At 56.9% G+C, this 19,965-nt stretch carries 14 protein-coding genes and 1 tRNA gene; 9 read left to right on the forward strand and 6 right to left on the reverse strand.

Going from position 1 to position 19,965, the window contains the following annotated elements; all coding sequences use genetic code 11:
* Positions 1–472 precede the first annotated feature (472 nt).
* Positions 473–2,053: a hypothetical protein gene (locus tag H6G53_RS03350; protein ID WP_190530912.1), complete on the forward strand. Its 1,581-nt coding sequence runs from the start codon at positions 473–475 to the stop codon at positions 2,051–2,053.
* Here H6G53_RS03350 and H6G53_RS03355 read toward each other — a convergent pair.
* The 5 genes from H6G53_RS03355 to H6G53_RS03375 all read right to left on the reverse strand — a co-directional run bounded on the left by H6G53_RS03355 (position 2,050) and on the right by H6G53_RS03375 (position 6,645).
* Positions 2,050–3,309: an ATP phosphoribosyltransferase regulatory subunit gene (locus H6G53_RS03355; RefSeq protein ID WP_190530913.1), complete on the reverse strand. Its 1,260-nt coding sequence runs from the start codon at positions 3,307–3,309 to the stop codon at positions 2,050–2,052. The genes H6G53_RS03350 and H6G53_RS03355 overlap by 4 nt on opposite strands.
* Positions 3,310–3,356: 47 nt before the next feature.
* On the reverse strand, positions 3,357–4,337 hold the full coding sequence (locus tag H6G53_RS03360) for a J domain-containing protein (protein WP_099535347.1): 981 nt from the start codon (positions 4,335–4,337) through the stop codon (positions 3,357–3,359).
* A 279-nt stretch (positions 4,338–4,616) separates the two neighbouring features.
* Complete coding sequence (locus H6G53_RS03365; RefSeq protein ID WP_190354335.1) at positions 4,617–5,477, reverse strand: inositol monophosphatase family protein; 861 nt, start codon at positions 5,475–5,477, stop codon at positions 4,617–4,619.
* Between the two features lie 75 nt (positions 5,478–5,552).
* Entirely contained in the window at positions 5,553–6,257 is a 705-nt protein-coding gene (locus tag H6G53_RS03370) for a thermonuclease family protein (RefSeq protein ID WP_190530914.1), read from the reverse strand.
* Positions 6,247–6,645 (reverse strand): 2Fe-2S iron-sulfur cluster-binding protein, encoded by a 399-nt coding sequence (locus tag H6G53_RS03375; RefSeq protein ID WP_099535405.1) that lies wholly within the window; start codon positions 6,643–6,645, stop codon positions 6,247–6,249. The genes H6G53_RS03370 and H6G53_RS03375 overlap by 11 nt, the downstream gene beginning before the upstream one ends.
* 134 nt (positions 6,646–6,779) lie before the next feature.
* Here H6G53_RS03375 and H6G53_RS03380 point away from each other — a divergent pair.
* The 5 genes from H6G53_RS03380 (at position 6,780) to H6G53_RS03400 (ending at position 12,488) form a co-directional block, all read left to right on the forward strand.
* A tRNA-Ser gene (locus H6G53_RS03380) sits at positions 6,780–6,866 on the forward strand.
* A gap of 102 nt (positions 6,867–6,968) precedes the next feature.
* Complete coding sequence (locus tag H6G53_RS03385) at positions 6,969–8,108, forward strand: aromatic ring-hydroxylating dioxygenase subunit alpha (RefSeq protein WP_190354339.1); 1,140 nt, start codon at positions 6,969–6,971, stop codon at positions 8,106–8,108.
* 315 nt (positions 8,109–8,423) lie between these two features.
* Positions 8,424–10,280, forward strand: a complete 1,857-nt coding sequence (gene ilvB, locus H6G53_RS03390) for a biosynthetic-type acetolactate synthase large subunit (protein WP_190354341.1) — start codon at positions 8,424–8,426, stop codon at positions 10,278–10,280.
* A gap of 547 nt (positions 10,281–10,827) precedes the next feature.
* Positions 10,828–11,448, forward strand: coding sequence for a phosphoribosyltransferase (locus tag H6G53_RS03395; RefSeq protein ID WP_190530915.1), 621 nt, complete (start codon positions 10,828–10,830; stop codon positions 11,446–11,448).
* A gap of 365 nt (positions 11,449–11,813) precedes the next feature.
* On the forward strand, positions 11,814–12,488 hold the full coding sequence (locus H6G53_RS03400; protein ID WP_190530916.1) for a hypothetical protein: 675 nt from the start codon (positions 11,814–11,816) through the stop codon (positions 12,486–12,488).
* 207 nt (positions 12,489–12,695) lie between these two features.
* On the opposite strand, the gene H6G53_RS19140 is transcribed toward H6G53_RS03400, so the two are convergent.
* Complete coding sequence (locus H6G53_RS19140) at positions 12,696–13,046, reverse strand: DUF565 domain-containing protein (protein ID WP_099534799.1); 351 nt, start codon at positions 13,044–13,046, stop codon at positions 12,696–12,698.
* Positions 13,047–13,810: 764 nt separating this feature from the next.
* Here H6G53_RS19140 and H6G53_RS03410 point away from each other — a divergent pair.
* From H6G53_RS03410 to H6G53_RS03420, 3 genes are all read left to right on the forward strand, one after another.
* Positions 13,811–15,238: an LCP family protein gene (locus H6G53_RS03410; RefSeq protein ID WP_347278295.1), complete on the forward strand. Its 1,428-nt coding sequence runs from the start codon at positions 13,811–13,813 to the stop codon at positions 15,236–15,238.
* Between the two features lie 64 nt (positions 15,239–15,302).
* On the forward strand, positions 15,303–17,051 hold the full coding sequence (locus H6G53_RS03415; RefSeq protein ID WP_190530917.1) for a phospholipid carrier-dependent glycosyltransferase: 1,749 nt from the start codon (positions 15,303–15,305) through the stop codon (positions 17,049–17,051).
* 349 nt (positions 17,052–17,400) lie between these two features.
* Complete coding sequence (locus tag H6G53_RS03420; protein WP_190530918.1) at positions 17,401–19,914, forward strand: adenylate/guanylate cyclase domain-containing protein; 2,514 nt, start codon at positions 17,401–17,403, stop codon at positions 19,912–19,914.
* Positions 19,915–19,965 lie beyond the last annotated feature (51 nt).

Raw genomic sequence — 19,965 nt, forward strand, 5'->3', positions numbered from 1 at the left:
TGACAACACTCTACCGATAGTGAATCTGAATTTGCTAGACTCGGAATATGTTCATACTTAAGTGTTATTAAGTGCCTTTTTTTACACCAATTTGCTGGTGCTCGTGGTTGCCCCCTGGTTGTCATCACAAACCTTCGCGACTGATGAGCCAGAATTGGCAGAACTTGTCAGGAATTGGCGCTGACCAATGCAAATCCCTACTGAATTGATGTTGATTAAGTTGCTCAACTGTAATCATCAAGCAGCGGCCCTCAACAGCGATCACACAGCTATCACTGAGACTGATGGCTGCGATTTCAGTGAGTGAAGGTTCCGGGCTAATGCGGCAGGTTGGTGATCAGTTTGGAATGAGCAATTTCCAACATTCAACCCCATTTAACGTATTGTTTCTGTTTCATTGCATCTACAACCGATGGGTTTTCGGCACAACTCCACCATGGACGCTCTCCTGCCCTCCTCTCCTCTTTCTGCCATGAGCGATCGATCTGCCAGCCGCCATCAGTCCGATTCTCAGGGACTGGGAGCTTCGCCTGCGCCCAAGGGTGAACTTCCAAGCCGTTTAACGGTTCCGCAAATTCAAGACATTATTTTTCAACACCTGATTCGATCGGTGCAGAATCTTTCGCCGGAGGAAGTTCTGCACGAATTTTGCTGCTTGTTTATCAACTGCTGTGACACAACCGATAGCAAGCCTTTACATGCTTTATATCAACTGGTTTTTCTCAATAATCAAGAGGCCTTTCAAACTACTCTCAAGCGGTCTTGCTACATCTTGATTAATAACTGGGCTAGTCGTCGGAATGAGGCTTTTATTTATCGCCTGATTGCGATGTTTGAGCATTCCCATGAACATAGTGATAGCGCGTCCTTGTCGTTGAATCGGGTGCGCCAGTGGGTTGCGGATTTCATTAGTAGTAATGACTATGATGAGCTAAAACTTTTCATTGCGCGTCACGAACTGGATCACTCCCAAGCTTCTGACCAAAGCCAGTCGGAAATGACGGCCACGCGCACTCGATTACAGTCCGATCAGATCACGGAAACTGCCATTGCGCCCGAGGAGCAGCATTGGAGCAGTCGTTATGTGGGACAACTATTGGTGGCTCAATCGGTGGATCCCAACAATCCCTTGGAGCAACGGGAAGCGGCGGCGGCCTATGCGCGACAGTGGCGGGAGCGTTTTAAGTTTGATTTGGCGATGTATATGGCCAAGTCTCAATCGAGCCGGAGCGATCGAGAGCGCCTGAAAAATCCAACCAATTTGGGTGATCAGGTGCTCAAAATTGTGAAGTCAATTGTTTTGCGGACGGGAAAATATAGCTACTCCAGTTTGGCCAATTTGTTTTTGCAACAAACGGAAGGGCTGAGGTATCACGGCTATAAAAAAAGTCTGCTGAAATACATCATCTTGGAAAGTACCCAAGATCACATGACGAAGGTGGTTCGCCAAAAGTTACAAGACAAGTTAGCGAGCTTGCTGGCGGAACATCATGATGAGGTGATTACGGAAGATTTGCAGGCGGAGACCTGCCGCCACTTAATTCAGTTTCTGACGACGGAAGATTTGCATAATCCCTCGCGGCTTTTTCTGCTCATTTTGTCGAATGGCAGTGCGTTAACGCTGACCATTTTTCTGTTGAAGTTGGTTTTGATTGCCCCCAGCACCCGATCGCACTTGGATTTGTGTATTGCGCGATTGGTGAAATATTACGAACAGTTTGATGAGGAAAAATGTCGCTGGGCCATTTATTTCTTTGACATTTTCAATGTGACGTTTGCAATTTACACGGAAAATGTCCAGTACAACCTGGTTTCGATCGATGGGCCGGAGCCATTACCCTTGGCCCCGGAAACCACCCAGAAGGAAGATCGGGTGGTGTTCGAAGGGTTGTATGACAATGAGTTGCGCCGCAGCCTGCGATCGGCCCAGTTAGATCGCTATCGGCTGTTTTTGCAAATGGCTCCCCATGCTCAGTTGCCGTCCACGGGGGATTTGTTGGAAACGGATCCGGTGCTCGCGGATTCGCTGATTGCCGATGGGCCCGATCACTAGGGGGCTTCAGGCCCTTTGCGTTTGGTGATCGTTTCCGTTTCGATCGAGCCGTCCTCTTGCACCCAAGCCAGCCGCCCGATGCGACGGGCCCGGGCGCGATCGCGGGCCGACTCCCGCGTCACGGTGGCTTGCAAGTCCAATTCCACCCGAATCAAGCTGGGGGCTTCCGTGCGCAGACGACGGGCATAGACAAAGGCCGCGGCCCGGGCGCGCGGCCCCGCTGGAACCACTAACCAGTCACTGGCGGGCAGTTGATTGGGCAGGCGCTCTCCGCTGGAAAGGACGCGGTGCAAAGGTTCCAGGTTTAAGCAAAAGCCAATGCCGGGATAGCTGTTGCCGTCGGGGTCGTATAGGCCCAGCAGTTGATCGTAGCGCCCCCCTTGGCCGAGGATTTCGTGACCGGTGTCGGCGCTGCTGATCGCTTCAAAGACGATGCCAGTGTAGTAGTCAAAGGTTTGAATGAGGCTCAGATCCAGGACGATCGGCAGGGTTTGTTCGGTGGCTCGACCGTAATCTTGCAGCAGGTCAACGGTGGTTTTGAGCCGATCGAGCATGGCTTGCTGGTCGGGGGTTAAGTCCAGTTGGCCCACCTGTTGAATCACGTCCATGGGGCGGCCGCGCAGATCAAACAAAATCAAAGCCCGATCGCGCAGGGCGGGGTCAAGGGGCATGGCTTCGATGGCCAGGCGATCAAGCCGCGCCATGGCTGAACGCACCCGATCTCGCCAGGGTTGGGGGAAGGGTTCCAGGAGCGATCGGGTTAAGCCCGCCTCACTCAAAAGCAAATGCCAATCGGCCACGCCCGATCGCTCCAGGCAGTCCGTCAGCAGCAACAGCACCTCCACATCAGCCGCCACGCCCCCAACACCCAACAGCTCCACCCCCGATTGGAAAAACTCCTGCTGGCGGCTGGCGCTGCCCTTGGGGGGCTTGCGAAACACATTGGCGCTGTAGCAAAGGCGCTGGGGGTGAGTCACGCCGGCCATGCGGGTAACGGCGGCCCGGGCGATCGAAGCCGTCAGCTCCGGCCGCAGCCCCAGATCCTCACTTTCGCTGTCATAGATTTGAATCACCTTGTCCCGGCGCACCGAACCGCCCGCCACCAATGCATCGACCCGTTCCAGGGTGGACGTGACAATCCACTGATAGCCCCAGCGCTGAAACACATCTTGCAGCTTGGTTTCGATCCAATGCTTCTGGGCCACATCAAGGGGCAACAGATCGCGCGCGCCGGTCGGGGGTTGGTGAATTGCCATGGTGTCAGGGGGGAAACGAAATCGATCGGGCAGTGAACATCGGCCCCCTACTTCTTACGGCCAAACAGGCCCCCAAACAACCCACCGCCGGGTTTATCTTTGCCGCCCCCGATCGTTTTGGGCTGTGGTTTGTTGGGTTTGGCGGTTTGGCCCGTGGCTTGGCCCGTGGCTTGGCCGCCCGTGGCGCGATCGAGTTCCTGCTTAGCGGCCAGGGCGATCGCATTGCGCGGATCAATCGCCAACGCCCGTGTCAAATGCACCTTGGCCAAGGTTCCTTGCTTTTGAGCCAAATACACCTTGCCCAACCAGGCATGGCAATCGGCATTGTTCCCATCAATCTTCAGCGCATCCTTCAACTCCTGCATCGCCATCGCAAATTGGCCCTTTGCGGTTAATTCCTCCGCCCGTTGCAAAGCCCGCACCACAAACTGCGTATTGCTGGCGGCCCCTTCTCGGGCCCCCGTGGTTTCCCCGCCGCTGGTGGGAGGGGATGCTGGTCGCTGGGCCGGCGGCGGGGGAGCAGCGGCCGGACGCGCTGGGCTGGCGCTGCCCGATGTGGTTTTGAGCAGGTAAACCAAATTCAGTTCGCTAATTTCGGCAATCCGGTTCAGCACCTGTTCCAAATCGTCGTATTGGTTGGCCGTGAGGGTTTGTAACGCCTTGAGATAAGTACCCTGTACATTGGCAGCCTGACTTAGCTCGCGGGCCAGGGCCCCTTGGATGGCCACCTTGTTGGCCTGCTGGGGCAAGCGGCTATGCAACGTGCGCAACACGGCCTCGTAATCTGCCCGCTTGGCATCGTTGGAGAGGGTAGCGTAGGCGGGGTTCACCAGCCGCGACATCAGTTGCTGGGCATAGGCTTTGCCCTGAGCATTGGCAGCGGAGCAGGTGTCGGGATGCAGTCGGGGGGCAATTTGTAAAAACCGCTTGCGCACGGTTTTGGGATCTGTCCCCAACGGAATGCCCAGGATGGCATAGTGATCCGTCACATCGTGACCAAAAAGCCCTCGTTGAATCTCGAATGACATAGCGCGCCGCCGGTGCTGTGAGTCGCTAAAGGGGGATGGGAGCAGGAGAAGTAGACGAGACAGGGGCAGAGCCTGGCCGGATAGAGCCGGGCTGAATGCCGTTGGGATGGATGCAGCCTGAGGGGCAATCGGAAAGATCGCCGTTGAATTGCTATTTGGTTAATCGCTATCTAGTAGTGTATCGGGTTCCTGGGTTGACCATGGTGATCAGTGACTATGGTGATCTGGGTTGCGGGTGGGGACTGAGGAATCTGGCGGTTGATTAACCCCCAATGGGCCCTATTGACCAACTTTCGGCCAGGTGGCAGGGGGCTGGTGCCACAGGTCAAGCTTGGGAACCGTTGCCAGGGCCGCACAGAGTTGATCATGTAGGTGGCCGTTGGTGGCCACGAGTCGGCCGCTGCTGGGATTGACGGGGCTGCCATCGTAGGCGCTGACTTGGCCGCCAGCCTCTTGCACTAACACGATGCCGGCGGCAATGTCCCAGAGGGAGAGGCCCCGTTCCCAATAGCCATCCAACCGCCCACAGGCCACATAGGCCAGGTCGATCGAGGCGGATCCGCCGCGTCGTACCCCTTGGGTTAAGTGGGTGAGGTAGCAGAATTCAGGATAGTTGGTGTCGTTGGTGTCGCGGCGATCGTAGGCAAAACCGGTCACCAATAGGCTGCGGCTTAGTTGATCGGTGCGTGATACCCGCATTGGGATCCGATCGCGCGTGGCCCCGAGTCCTTTGGCCGCTCTAAACAGTTCCCCGCGCTCGGGATCGGCCACGACCCCAACGATCGGTTGACCCTGAAAGAGCAGCCCGATCGAAACGGCAAAAAATGGGTATTGGTGAGCAAAATTGGTGGTTCCATCCAGGGGATCAATCGCCCAAAGATAGTCACTGTTTTGGGTTCCCCCGATCGCCCCGGACTCTTCCGCCAAAATGGGAATTTGCGGACAGTGGCGACTCAGTACCTCAATGGTGGCGGTTTCCGAGGCGCGATCGGCCGCAGTCACCAGGTCGCCCGATCGCCCCTTTTCCTCGGCCTCAATTTTGCCCAAAAACGATCGCACCACTGCCGCTCCGGCCAGGGCCGCTTCCGTGGCAATTTCCAGCAGTCGTTGCAACGTTGCCTGATCCGGTAACTGACTCATGCTTCAATCCGACGTTGTTTAAGGTTATGCATCCTGCAAAAGCTGTTGATTAACCTCGCAGTCTGTTTCCGCCAGTTAGGAGGGGTTTTGGCGACGGAATTCGCTGGGCCGCAACCGCATGGGCGATCGGGGATCCCAAACACCCAACTCCAAAATCCGCGCATATTCCTGGGCGTAGAAAATGCGGCGATCGTACTTCAGCAGTCCCGATCGACTGGCCGGAACCGCATAGCCCGCCTTGGTCAGTTGCTCATTCACAAGCTGCCCATCCCGCCAAACATAGGCCAAGAGCCGACCGAGGCGATCGCGTGCTTCCCCGGACTCAAATTCCAACCAAACCGTTTGCCCCGCCACCAACTCCATCAGGGTTTGTTGGGCCTTAATCCCCCAGGGCTGTTGGCGCAAGTCCGGAGCATCAATGCCCAGAAGGCGGACGGTTTCCAGCCGCTTGGCATCGGCTCCCGTGCCGCGCACCTCCAGGGTGTTACCGCTGGGCACGCGGTTCACCACCACCTGCACCCCGGTGAGGGCCGAATTGCCACAACCGGTGAGCAACCCCAGGATCAGGCCAAGGGCGATCGCCCTTGGCCAAGGCTGGCTGCGAATGACTTGCGGGAGTGGCCCGGTGCGGGGTTGAGTGGGTATGTTGGCGAGCTGTTTGGGGCTGGTGGCTGTCCCGATGCGTGGGATTGCTGATGGGGTCGCGAATGGGCTGGTTGATGGGGTGCTCGATCGCCCTTGGGGCAATGGTTGACCCCGATCCAATGGCTTAATCTTCATCCAGGGGCAGGCCGCGGCGGACTTTGCCCTTGCCAAAATAGCGGCCAAATTGCAGTTCATATACTTCGTCTTCGTCCTGGGTTTCCACCACCAGATCCGATTCGGCATAGCTGACACAAAGCAAGGCATAGCCCCGATCGCGCAAAGCAGGCGACAGGCCCATGGCCTCCGGCTGGCTCAGTTTGCCTTCCAGCACGCGCACCGCACAGGCCGTGCAAGCCCCGTTGCGACAGGAAAAAGGTAGTGTTGCCCCTTGATTTTCTGAGGACTGCAAAATGTAGCGATCGCCGGGCACTTGCACTTCATGAACCGTGCCCCGCTGGCGGTTATGAATCCGCACCCGATAGGTTTGGGTGGCGGTCGATCGATCTTCAGCACTGTAGGTCATGGGGGATTTGGGCATCTAGGGGCCAACCAGCACAGCGCGATCGGGTCGCAGGGATTGCCGCCGCGCTGAAGCTAGATTTTATCGTTCTCTTCCCATAACCGGCATCAGCCTGATAAGATAACGTCCTGTCATCTGGAGAGATGGCCGAGCGGTTGAAGGCGCAGCACTGGAAATGCTGTTTAGGGGTAACTCTAACGAGGGTTCGAATCCCTCTCTCTCCGTTTCTGCGATCGCGTTTTGCGATCGAGCGACCTAAACCACAAGAACGACGCTGTACTAAGCTGGCAGAGTCGTTTAGTTGCCAATCAGTTGCCAAAGTTGTCATGGTGACATCTGCCAATCAGACTCCTGAGCAGTCTGCCAATTCGGCCTTGGGTGATTCCAGCGACGGAGCAGCCCCCATCAGGGCGATCGCCCTAGAGCAGCACGAGGTGCAAAACAGCGTGCGCCAGGCGGGAATTAATCCCAATTTCTGGTATGCGGTGGCTTGGTCTAGCCAGTTGGCAGCGGGGCAAGTGTTGGGCGTGGAAGTGTGGCAGCAAAAAATAGCCCTCTATCGGGATCGATCGGGAGCCGTCCAGGCCCTCGAAGATGCCTGCCCCCATCGCGGCGTGGAACTGAGCCGGGGCAAGGTGATGGGCGACCATCTCGCCTGTCGTTACCATGGCTGGGAGTTTGACGGAGCGGGCCAATGTCGCAAAATTCCTTACTTGCCACCGAGCCAAAAGCTGCCCTGTGCCCAAGCCCAGAGCTATCGAGCGGTCGATCGCTACGGGATCATTTGGGTGTTTCCCGGCGACCAGAGCCTAGCGGATCAAATGCCGCTGCCGGAAATTCCTGAATTTGACGATCCCCAATGGCTGGCCGTGCCGGTGACGGGACAGTTTCGGGCCCATTTTTCGGTTTGTAATGAAAACTCGATGGATGTGTTCCACGGGTTTTTGCACGAAGAATTGCAGGGCTGGTTTGATCCGGTGTTGCTGAAGCTCAAGGACGAAGGCAACGCGATCGTGGCCGATTACCAAGTGTCCTATAAGGGGCAAATGGCCAAGTTTTTGGGCTTTACGGAGTCGGCCGATCAAGTCACCACCAAAACCGTGACGGTGCAATATCGCTATCCGCACTTTTTCAGTCGCCTAGAAGGGGTTTCGAGCCTTTATCTAATGCGCCTGCCGGTGGGGCTGCGGGAGAGCCGATCGTTTGCGATTTTCTTTTTGCGGTTAGGGCTGCCCGGTTGGCTGGTGCAGGCGTTGCGGCCCTGGGCTGCCAAGCTCATTGAGCAAAAAATCTTTATGCGCTTTCTGAATCAAGACATTGAAATGATGGAAAGCGAGCAACGGGCGATCGATCGCGATCCGCAACGGCGGTATGTGGAAATCAATCCGGCAATTATTGCGGTTCAGCGCATGATTTTGCGCCAATATCAGCAATTTTTGAACGGCCAAGCCAAACCCTCGCGGTGAAGCAACGCCAACAAACAAACTGGATCGCCAACCCGAAGCGGAGCAGAAACCTTAAGCGGATCGAAAATTTGTGATCTACATCACTCTTTGATCCTGAACGGGGGATCACCACAGCGTCCCAATCACAACCGAATTGCCCCCATGCCCAAACTCGCGATCGGGGCCAGAAAACCTTGACAGAGACCTAGCTTCCAATCCCGATCAATCGGTAAACTAGGTTACGATCGCACCGATCGAAGTCATGTTGTGGTAGAGCTTTCCTTCGATGTGATCGTTTGCCCACCGTTTACTCTTCGCCTTTAGAGGTTCCTGCTCGTGCGATCGCGAAACGCTTCCCAAATTGACTCTTCGATCGTGCCTGTGACGCGGCGCACGGGCGCTTATGCTCTGCTCGATAGCCTGTGCCGTCATGGTGTGAAGCACATTTTCGGCTATCCCGGCGGCGCGATCCTGCCGATCTATGACGAACTCTACGGCTTTGAAGTATCGGGCCAACTGAAACATATTTTGGTGCGCCATGAACAGGGCGCGGCCCACGCGGCGGATGGTTACGCCCGCGCCACCGGTCAGGTAGGGGTTTGCTTCGGAACTTCTGGCCCCGGAGCCACCAACCTGGTGACGGGGATTGCCACGGCCCACATGGACTCGATTCCCTTGGTGGTGATTACAGGCCAAGTACCGCGCACGGCGATCGGGACTGATGCGTTCCAAGAAACGGATATTTGGGGCATTACGCTGCCGATCGTTAAGCATTCCTACGTGGTGCGCGATCCGGCCGATATGGCGGCGATCGTGGCGGAAGCGTTCTATATCGCCTCTTCCGGTCGTCCGGGCCCGGTGCTGATTGACGTGCCCAAGGATGTGGGCCTGGAAGAATTTGACTATGTGCCGGTGGAGCCAGGATCGATCCGGCCGGCGGGCTACAAGCCGACCGTGAAGGGCAACCCGCGCCAAATCACCCAGGCGATCGAACTGATTCGCCATAGTCAGCGTCCCTTGCTCTATGTGGGTGGCGGGGCGATCGCGGCTGGGGCCCACGCGGAAATTGCCCGTTTGGCCGACCATTTCCGCCTGCCCACCACCACGACTCTGATGGGTAAGGGGGCCTTTGATGAGCATCACCCTCTGGCCTTGGGCATGTTGGGGATGCATGGCACGGCCTACGCCAACTTCGCCGTGACCGAGTGCGATTTGTTGATTGCGGTGGGGGCGCGGTTTGACGATCGCGTCACCGGCAAGCTCGATGAGTTCGCCAGCCGTGCCAAGGTGATCCACATCGACATCGACCCGGCCGAGGTGGGCAAAACCCGCGTGCCCGATGTGCCGATCGTCGGTGATGTGAAGCAAGTGCTGATTGAACTGCTCGATCGGGTGCGGGAGCTGGAAATCGTCAGCGATCCGGCCCAAACGGCCGCTTGGCACACCCGCATCAACCAATGGAAAACTGACTATCCCTTGGTAGTCCCCAGCTACGACAACGAAATCGCCCCCCAAGAAGTGATCGTCGAACTGGGTCGCCAAGCCCCCGATGCTTACTACACCACCGATGTGGGGCAGCACCAAATGTGGGCGGCGCAGTTCCTGAAGAACGGCCCCCGTCGTTGGATTTCCAGCGCTGGCTTGGGAACCATGGGCTTCGGGATTCCGGCGGCCATGGGCGCGAAGGTGGCCTTGCCAGATCACCAAGTGATTTGTGTGGCCGGCGATGCCAGTGTGCAAATGAACATTCAAGAGCTGGGAACCCTGGCCCAGTTTGGAATCAACGCCAAGACCGTGATTGTGAACAACGGCTGGCAAGGGATGGTGCGCCAATGGCAGGAAGCCTTCTATGGTGAGCGCTACTCGTCGTCCAACATGGAAGTGGGGATGCCCGACTTTGGCAAGTTGGCCGAAGCCTTTGGCATCAAGGGCATCTTGGTGACGGAGCGCAGCCAGCTTGCGCCGGCCGTCGCAGAAATGCTGGCTTATGATGGCCCGGTGCTGTTGGATGTGCGGGTGCGGCGCGATGAAAACTGTTACCCGATGGTGGCTCCTGGTAAGAGCAATGCCCAAATGTTGGGTTTGCCGGAAGTGAAGCGGGAAACCCCCGTGAGCCACCAAACTTGCACCAACTGTCAGACGGATAATCACCCGAGCCACCAGTTCTGTTCCCATTGCGGGGCCAAGCTGTAGGGCTTGAGAGTTGGCTAGTAGCGTGACAGGCTTAAGGCATTGGGTCAAAGTTGCGGAGCCAGTCGTGGTAACAAGGGGCTTAAGCCCCTTGCTGCTTAACGATTAGGTGACGGTAACAGTCATGTGCTTTGACCAAGCGAATTAAGGTAGCCGCGCTACTAGGAACTGTTGAAAAAGCCTGTTGGATCTATTGGATCTATCAGAGTTGGCTCTAGTTGGCTCTAATAGACCGCTTTCGATGGGTCTATCCGATCAAAAACAATCAACAGGTTTCAACGGCCCGGCTCGCAATCACTGCCCAAGTCTGAAATTACAGCGGCGATCGACCCATTCTCCATACCCAGATCTACGCGATCGGGCTGGAGGTGAGTTGGTGGCCGCTCTTTGTTGTGGGTTTGGATTCCCGGTTTCCCGGTTGCCCGATTGCCTGGCCCTTGCTGACGATCGCGTTATGGATCGTGCTCTTCAATCTATTTGATCTATTCAGTTTGATCTATTCAATGTTTGTTTGATGATTTGATCGATACTCCTCCTGGATATGGTTGCCATGCCCTCTGATTCGCCCTGCAATTCCCAAGCCCCATCCCCGATCGCCCCTGGAACCCCGATCGAGACTGAAACACCCAAGCGGCAATTACGGATAGAAAATAACGATCTAAGTAATGATTTATACATCTCATGGGAGGACTATCACCGGGCGATCGAACGGTTAGCCTGTTCAGTGCATCAATCGGGCTGGGCATTTGACCAAATTGTCTGTTTAGCCCGTGGGGGCCTGCGAGTGGGTGATATTTTCTCGCGCCTGTTTCACAAACCCTTAGCCATTCTGTTTGCCAGTTCCTATGCCGGAGAGTTGGGGCGGGAACGGGGGCAGCTCAAATTTGCCCAAAGCTTGGCTATGACGGGCGATCGCCTGGGGCCGAGGGTGTTGGTGGTGGATGATTTAGCCGACTCGGGAGCAACCCTGAAGGCTTCGATTCAGTGGCTGCGCGATCGCTACGATCTCAGCGACCTGCGCACGGCCGTGATTTGGTACAAGGGCTGTTCATCGATCGCCCCGGATTATTACGACTGTTATTTACCCCATAATCCCTGGATTCATCAGCCATTTGAGCGCTATGACGTGATGGAACTGGCTGAGCTTGCTTCCTCGATCGAGGCAGATTAATCAAAGTTAACGACAATTCATGGGGCGATCGCATGACCGGGGGGCACTATTGGGGCATGTTACGCTTGAGGCGGAGCCTGAAATCTCGAAAATTCTCCGTAATTACTCGGATGACAAATCCAGTGCCATAATATTCTGAACATGACCAGATTCAACGATGGCAACCCCCTAGGGGGCTAAACCCCACTGAACCCTCCGTTAACTCTGTAATAACGTGGATGGTCAGTTCCGTTGCTTCGTTGCAATCCAGTTCCTTTCCTTCTCTGGTGGTTCCCGAATTCGGCTTTTGCGGAGGGACGCATCTGGATTCTGCCCTGCCATGATCGCGCTCCCGCTTGTATCCCTTGTCGTAGTAGAGGTTGGCTATGGAGAATCAACCGTCTCCCAGCACAGATCGATCGGTCTCAGGACAGCCAGCAGCGCGGCCCCGGTCGATCGGCCTTAAGCCCCTGGGTCAATACCTTGTGGAGGCGGGTTTGCTCGCGCCCGCTCAAGTCACGGTTGCTCTGAATGATCAGAGTGTGACGGGGTTGCGGTTTGGGGAAATTTTGTCGAAACGGGGTTGGGTTCGCGAGCAAACCATCGAATATTTCATGGACAAAGTGATCGAGCCGGAACGTCGATCGCTCCGTCAGTCCATGGCTGTGGCAACCCAGCGCACCAGTGCCGCCCGGGCCGCCGCGCCCGCCAGTCCCCACCGCAAAGGGTTTGTGCGATCGGCCTCGACCTCGGTGGAACCTAACAAGCGGCCCCCGGCTCCCCCATCTGCCAGAATGCCGATTGCTGTGTCGGATCCGGCGGGCAGTTTCCGCACCGATGATGCTAGTTTGCGCCACCGCAAGCATTACGGCCCCACCAGCGCAAAAACCACGGCGGGCTTAACTCCACCACCGCCGCCGCCGCCTTCCTTTCCACCACCGCCGCCCCCACCCGATCGCCCCCGCGATGGTGAGGAGTCCCCGGAAATTACCACCTGTAATGGTGTGTCTGCGTCCGACGATTTTCGAGACGCGGCTGAGAACTTGGTCTGGATTGGCTAGCAAGTCGCTCATGGTGCGTTAGAGCGCGACTAGGAATCATGAGGGCGTTTGGGTAGTGCCGTAATGGGTAGTGCCGTAATTCAGGCACGATCAGCTCGTGAAAGCCTTGCAATGTCAGCGCTCACTCGCTGTAAATCATCACCTCACAGGCACTCCCCAACTTCAGGCCATCCGCCCCAGCAGAGCGGGGCCTTTTTCCTATTTGGGTTAGCTTCCCAACTTGAAAGCCTCTAAGAACAGGCCGTAAACCATTCCTAATTTCAGTAAATTCAAAACCGACAGCCACAGGGGCGATCGCCCGTTAAAATCTGTAGCCCGAGCATTCCAGCGGCGATAGACCACAATGCTCACCACCTCGCAGAACACTGCCAAAATGCCCGCCATGGACAAGTCCCAGGCGGCTTCCTGGCCTGCTGTGGTGATCAAGGCGGAAGCCCCAAAGAACCCCACCAACACCGCCAAACACTGTACAGAAGTGCGCCGCCAAGGATTTTGGAGCCATCCTCCTAATCCCCGGGCGATCGCGCCTAGGAGGTTGTTGAGCCTGGTATCTTGCACGGTTTCAACGCCAGCTTCAATAGTGTTAACGCCGGTTCAATTCAATATTGCATCTCAATATTGCATTCCAATATCGCATCTCAGCATCGCCTCAACAGCGCCTTAACATCGAATCGCCACCAACTCGCCATCGAATTGCCACCAAGTCGCTACTAAATCAAGACTCAAACAAGACCCGCTAGCAGTCAGGTTCCCAGCTTGGCGGCTGCCAACAGCCTGCAATCATGAGCTGGCCCAACCCTACCCCAAACAAATCTGGGGCCGATCCTGGACTGATTCCCAACCCATCCTGAGCAGCCCTGAAAAGAGCTGAGATCTAGGAATGGGATTTGGGAATGATGATCGGGAACCGCTTGGGGAATCGCATTTTCGGCTGAACTCTCAGTCAAAGCTAGTTAAATCCTGCTAAAAAGTTCCGGCGAATTTTTGCTCAGTCTTCTCCGGATGATCCACCGCGATCGCACCAAAACGCCGCTAAAATGACGGCAGTTTTGCGCACCCATCCCCGATGATTGCGCTACGGCAGTTGCACCTAGTGGTTTTCCCCGCCGATGCGGCCGGGTCGCTGTGCTCTGCTTTCCATGGTCAGAACGGTCAGATTGGTGTCTGGGCAGCCACCCCACACCGCACTCCTAGCGGTTCTCAGAGCCTCATCAAGTGGAGATCGCCCTGCCAGAGCCACCTGAGTGCCCCTGCCCGATCGCCCATTCAGTGCGCTACTCTCTCATCAACTCTCCGCCCTTGACCCCCTTTTGAGGAATTCCGTGTCCACTCGCCATTCCAACCGCGCCTCCTCACCCTTGACCGATCGACATCCCCAAACCAACGCTACCGATATGTCTCGCTCCCCAGCGCCGCAACCCAAGCCTCGGGCCAATCGCTTCCGCTGGTTCTGGTTGTTGTTTAGCCTCTTGGGCGTGGCCACCATCTCCGCAACCACGGGGGCGTTGCTGGCCGTTTCCCTCAGTTCCCCCAGCCTCAGTCAGCGGGAATTGAGCAAAGAGGAAAAGGCGGTTTTTGGGAACAATCAACCCATTTCCAGCCTGGGTCTGCAACTGCCGCAGCTCACCCGGCCGGTCAATATTTTGGTGCTGGGGATTAAGGTCATTACCTCCGACGTGGATGATAGCCTGAGTCGCAAGTATGGCTACCATGCGCTGGTGAACTCCTTTGAGGGTCTGTCGGACACGATGTTTTTGGTGCGGTTTGACCCCAGCCAGAAAAAACTATCGGTGCTGTCGATTCCTCGGGATACGCGGGCTTGGGTGGATGGCCTGGGGATGACCAAAATTAATGCTGCTAACAGTCGTGGGGGGCCGGCCCTGAGCGCCAAGGCGGTGAGCGAGCTGCTGGGGGGTGTGCCGATCGACCGCTACATGCGGATTAATGTCCAAGGGGTGGAAAAGCTGCTGGATGCTTTGGGGGGCTTAACGGTCTATGTTCCCCGTGACATGAAGTATCAAGACGACAGCCAACACCTTTACATCAATCTGAAACAGGGACGGCAACACCTGAATGGGGAACAGGCGCTGGCGTTTTTGCGGTTCCGCCACGATGAGTATGGAGACATTGGCCGGGTCCAGCGCCAGCAGATGGCCATGCGCAGCCTGAAGGAACAGGCCCTGAACCCCACCACGCTGCTGAAGTTACCGGACATTTTGTCGGTGATTCGGGAGAATTTGGACACCAACCTCAGCATGGAGGAGATTGTGGCGCTGGCGGGCTTTGCCACTCAGGTCGATCGCCAAAATGTGCAAATGCTGGTGACTCCGGGGGATTACGGAGATATTGCCCGTTACGGCACGAGCTATTGGTTGCCCTACCCGAATCAGATTCGGGACATGATGGCTAAGCATTTTGAACATGGGGTCGGTTCCGGCGACAGTCGATCGATGTCGCAGGTGCGTGTGGCGGTGCAGGATGCCAGCGGCAATCCGGAGGCCGCTAGGGCGGTGGCGCGGCAATTAGAAGCGATGGGCTATCGCCAAACGTTTGTGGCGCGGTCTTGGAAGGAAACGATCAGCACGACGCGGGTGATTGCCCAAAATGGGGATGCGGATACGGCGGAACAGGTGAAGGCAGCGATCGGGCGGGGTGATGTGCGGGTGGATAGCTCGGGCATTTTGGGATCCGACGTGACGATTCAAATCGGCAGCGACTGGCAAGGCACGGGTTCCAACGCAAATCCTTAAGCGTCCGTTCGCGGGGCCTCGCAATTGCGGCCGCTGCAATGGCCCTTAAAATGGCCTTTTTTCCATGGGTTTTGTCATGGCTGATGTGCGATCGCCCCTAGACCACTCACCACACCAGGAAGCTCAAGCCGATCGGGGGGATTTTCCAAGATCTTCCAGGTTGCGATGGGACTGGGAATCCCATTGGTGGTGGATTCTGGGGGCGATCGTGCTGGCGGGGGCGATCGTTCGATTTTGGCACTTGGGCCACCTGAACACCTTGGTGTTTGATGAGGTTTACTTTGCCCAGTTTGCCCGCGATTACTTGGTGGGCAAACCCGTTGAAGATGGCCATCCCCCCCTCAGTAAGTATCTGATTGCGATCGGGATTGCCATCAGTGAGCATTTTCAGTGGGGGCGCGACAACACCAACCAAGCAACCGGTTCCCTGCTAGCCACGGTCAGCTATCGCTGGCTGAATGCGCTGGTGGGATCTTTGATGCCGTTGGTGGTGGCCTGGTTGGCTTGGTTAATTTCCGGGCGGCGGCTGTTGGCCCTGGTGGCGGCGGGGGCGATCGCCCTGGATGGGCTGTTTTTGGTGGAATCCCGCTATGGGTTAAACAATGTTTACCTGGTGATCTTTGGCCTGTTGGGCCACTGTGGCTGGCTGATGGCGGCGCGGGCCATGGCCGGGCGATCGCGCTATCACTGGCAGGTGTGGGCCTGGCTGGTGGTGGCGGGCTTGGGGTTTGGTTGCACAGCCAGCGTGAAGTGGAATGGCTTGGCCTTTTTGGTGGGGGCTTGGGGCAGTTGGGCCCTGTGGCGAGTGTGGCATTGGCTCGATCGCCCTGGTTTCACGACCCGGCAATCAACCGAGTCGATCGAGAATGCCGAACCACCCGAGAGCATTGAAAACAGCCCCAGTTCCCGCATGGGGCGATCGGCCGCAAATCCCTTAACACTCCTTCAGCGCTTCAGCCCGATCCAAATGGGATTGATGTTGGGGCTGCTGCCGTTGGTGATTTATTGGCTGCTGTGGATTCCCCATGCCCAAATGAATCCCGGCAAAAGCATTTGGGAATTTAACCAAGACTTGTTGCGCTACCACCATCGGGTTGGGGGTGATGATGCCCATCCCTACTGTTCCCGTTGGTTCACTTGGCCCCTGCTGTTGCGCCCGATCGCCTATTTCTATGCCCGCACCAGCGGCCCCAACGCCCCGATCGATTATCAAAACCCGATTCCCAAGGATCTCCCGGCCGGTACGCCAACGGTTTATGACGTACATGCCCTGGGAAATCCACTGCTTTGGTGGCTGACGGCGGGGGCGTTGGTTGTGGCCCTGTGGTGGTTGGGGCGGTACAGGTGGCGATCGATCGCGCAACCGGCCGCTTTGGCGAACCCCTTGGTCAGCACCGATTATTTGGAAAGTCCCGTGGTGCGGTTGGGATCCCACCGCTGGCAATTGCGGCTGATGTGGGAACGATCGGGCGCGATCGGGGCCGCCGCGCGATCGCCTGAAGTTTTGATGCTGACCTATTGCCTGGTGAACTACGGGGCGAACTGGCTGCCCTGGGCCAAGGTCTCTCGTTGCACCTTTCTCTACCACTACATGGGAGCGTTTGTGTTTTCGAGCTTGGTCTTGGCTTGGCTGCTCGATCGGCTCTGGCAATCCCGCTCCGATCGCCCCCTCTCGATCGCCGCCATGATTTTGATTGGGCTGTCTTTTCTGTTTTGGCTGCCCGTTTATTTGGGCTGGCCCCTCACCCCCTTTGACTGGCAACTGCGGATTTGGGGAATTGAGGGTGTGCGCTGGTTGCCTTACTGGATTTAACGATCTTCGGGTGGGCCGCAGCGGGTCGATCGGGTCGATCGTCCCGATCATGATCAACCGTCGCGCCGCAGGAAGTCACAAGCTGCGCCTAGGTGTATCACCCCACAAGTTCCCCCGAGAATGCCAGAATCAAACCACCGTCCTCAGCGATTCTGATGCCTGCGCGAAGGCTGTAACCCAGACTCGTTCAAGTCTCGGCACGTTTTTCATCGGAGCACTTTCGTCGGCTGCTGCAATTTGCTGCGCAGGTTTCTCTCAGCCGCAACAAATTGCAACATGGAAACCCAAGCGAGGCCTGGTTTTCCATTCCTGATCCTGACCATGCCCCACCCGCACCGTTAGACACCCTATGAAACTCGTGCAACCCATCCAGTCGATCCCGAAGCGGTTCCGACAACTACGCTTGCGCTGGTTGGTCGTGCCGCTCGTCCTGCAAGTGGCCGGGGCCGTTGGACTCACGGGATGGCTCTCACTGCGAAATGGCCAGCGGGCCGTGAATGACCTCGCGGCCAGGCTCAGTGGCGAAATTGCGGCCAAGGTGGAACAGCATGTGCAGGGGTATTTGGGCACATCCGAGCTGTTTTTGCGCATTGATGCCGCATCCGTGGCGGCGGGTAACCTCAACCTCAACGACTTCGCCGCCCTTCAGCGCTACTTTTGGCATCAGGTACACATCACACCGGCGGTCTCCACCCTCTACTACGGCAACGCGGAGGGCAATTTTTTGCAGGTTGAGCGCGGCAACCCTTCCACGGTCTCCGTGCGAACAACGGCAACGGCTCCCAACTGGAGAATTTACACCCTGAACAAGCAGGGCCAGCGCGATCGCTTCGTTAGCTCCCGGCCCTACGACCCCCGTAAACGCCCTTGGTATCGGGCTGCTGTGGCTCGGGGGGGCTTGGCCTGGTCGCCCATTTATGTGTTCACGGAGCCGCCGGTTTTGGGCATTACTCCGGCCTTGCCCGTTTACACCAGCAACCCCAGTACGGTGACCGCCAGTGGCACACCGCTGACCACGGAAACGCTCAAGGGTGTGCTGGCGATCGACCTTCCCTTGGAGCAGCTTTCCACCTTTTTACGGGGTCTGAAGGTAGGGCGAACCGGAGAAATGTTTATTGTGGAGCGGTTGACCGGGGCCCTGGTGGCCACGTCATCCGAGGAACCCCTGTTCTTGCGGGATGCCCAAAACCAACCCCAGCGGCTGAAACCGGAGGAGAGCCGCGATCCTCGAATTCGGGCAGCGGGTGAGTTTTTGCGGGAGCGCTTTGGCACCTATCGCCAGGTCAGCAAGCGATATCAGGGCATTGTGCGACCGAAGGGGAGCGATCGTGTCTTCATCGATGTGTTGCCCCTGGAAAATGACTATGGACTTGACTGGGTGACTGTGACGGTTGTCCCCGAGCGGGATTTCACATCCCAAATCCAGGAAAATACCCGCATCACCGCTCTGCTCTGTTTGGGCGCTTTAGGCTTGGCCGTCTTAATGGCGATCGCCACCACACGCTGGATTGTGGATCCCGTTAGTCGCATCAGCCGGGCCGCCGAGGCGATCGCTGAGGGCAATTTAAATCAGACCGCCGCCGCCAGCCCAATTCTGGAGGTCGATCGCCTGGCCGAGTCCTTTAACCGCATGGCCTTTCAGTTGCGGCAGGCCTTCGCCGCCTGGGAGGAAGCCAACCAAAATCTAGAGCTGAAGGTGCAACAACGCACCGCCGCCCTCACCCTTTCGGAAGCCAAGCTGCAAGAAAAGGAACGGTATTTGCGGCTAATTCTCGACAGCATTCCCCAACATGTGTTTTGGAAAGATACCGATCTGGTCTTTCAGGGTTGCAACAAAAACTGGGCAGAAGCGGCGGGGCTGGAAAACCCTGAAGCAGTGATTGGGCTAACGGATTTTGACCTGGTGCGAGATCCAGAGGCAGCGGAGGCCTTTCGGGAGCAAGATCGTCGGGTGATTGAGAGCGATCGACCCGTTTGGCACGCGATCGCCCCCAAGCAAAAACCGGGAGCCACGGGCGAAACCATTTGGCTAGATATCAGCAAAATTCCGATTCACGACAATCAACGCCGCGTGATTGGGTTGTTGGGGGTGGTGGAAGATATCACCTTACGCAAACAGGCCGAAGAAGCCCTGCGCCGGGAACAGGAAAAATCAGAGCGATTGCTGTTGAATATCCTGCCCCGCACCGTGGCCGATCGCCTAAAGCAAAATGTGCAGCCCGATGGATCCACGGAATCGGAACCGATCGCCCAACATTTTGAAGAAGTCAGCATTCTGTTTGCGGACATCGTGGGTTTCACGCCCCTCTCATCCCAACTGCCCCCGATCGATCTGGTGACCTGGTTGAACCGCATCTTTTCCCAGTTTGACCACCTGGCAGAACGCCATCACCTGGAAAAAATCAAAACCCTCGGAGATGCCTACATGGTGGCGGCCGGGCTGCCCCTGCCCATGGAAGATCCCACCGCAGCCATGGCTAACATGGCGCTGGATATGCAGCGGGTGATTCACGGCTTTCAGGATGAGTTTCAGCAAACCTTGGGGCGATCGCTGGAAATTCGCATTGGCATGAACACCGGGCCCGTAATTGCAGGTGTAATTGGCATTCGTAAGTTTATCTATGACCTGTGGGGCGATACGGTCAACATTGCCAGTCGCATGGAGTCTCAGGGCTTGGCCAGCCGAATTCAGGTGACCGAAACGGTGTATCAGGCCCTACGCGATCGCTATGAGTTTGAATCCCGAGGCGAGATTGATGTGAAGGGCCGCGGCCCCATGCGCACCTATTGGCTCACGGGTCGCCAAACCACCGCCGTTGTGGATGTGGTGGCCGCTGCGATCGATTCTGGCCCAGAGTTTTAGCGCACGCACGCTTCAGAAAATCCTCATTAGAAAATCCTCATTATTGGTTGA

The organism is Limnothrix sp. FACHB-406 (assembly GCF_014698235.1).
Classification (GTDB): Bacteria; Cyanobacteriota; Cyanobacteriia; order CACIAM-69d; family CACIAM-69d; genus CACIAM-69d.

Coding starts and splice junctions, on each gene's coding strand:
- H6G53_RS03350 (WP_190530912.1), top strand. CDS start 473: ATGAGCGATCGATCTGCCAGCCGCCATCAGTCCGATTCTCAGGGACTG.
- H6G53_RS03355 (WP_190530913.1), bottom strand. CDS start 3,309: ATGGCAATTCACCAACCCCCGACCGGCGCGCGCGATCTGTTGCCCCTT.
- H6G53_RS03360 (WP_099535347.1), bottom strand. CDS start 4,337: ATGTCATTCGAGATTCAACGAGGGCTTTTTGGTCACGATGTGACGGAT.
- H6G53_RS03365 (WP_190354335.1), bottom strand. CDS start 5,477: ATGAGTCAGTTACCGGATCAGGCAACGTTGCAACGACTGCTGGAAATT.
- H6G53_RS03370 (WP_190530914.1), bottom strand. CDS start 6,257: ATGAAGATTAAGCCATTGGATCGGGGTCAACCATTGCCCCAAGGGCGA.
- H6G53_RS03375 (WP_099535405.1), bottom strand. CDS start 6,645: ATGACCTACAGTGCTGAAGATCGATCGACCGCCACCCAAACCTATCGG.
- H6G53_RS03385 (WP_190354339.1), top strand. CDS start 6,969: ATGGTGACATCTGCCAATCAGACTCCTGAGCAGTCTGCCAATTCGGCC.
- H6G53_RS03395 (WP_190530915.1), top strand. CDS start 10,828: ATGCCCTCTGATTCGCCCTGCAATTCCCAAGCCCCATCCCCGATCGCC.
- H6G53_RS03400 (WP_190530916.1), top strand. CDS start 11,814: ATGGAGAATCAACCGTCTCCCAGCACAGATCGATCGGTCTCAGGACAG.
- H6G53_RS03415 (WP_190530917.1), top strand. CDS start 15,303: ATGGGTTTTGTCATGGCTGATGTGCGATCGCCCCTAGACCACTCACCA.
- H6G53_RS03420 (WP_190530918.1), top strand. CDS start 17,401: ATGAAACTCGTGCAACCCATCCAGTCGATCCCGAAGCGGTTCCGACAA.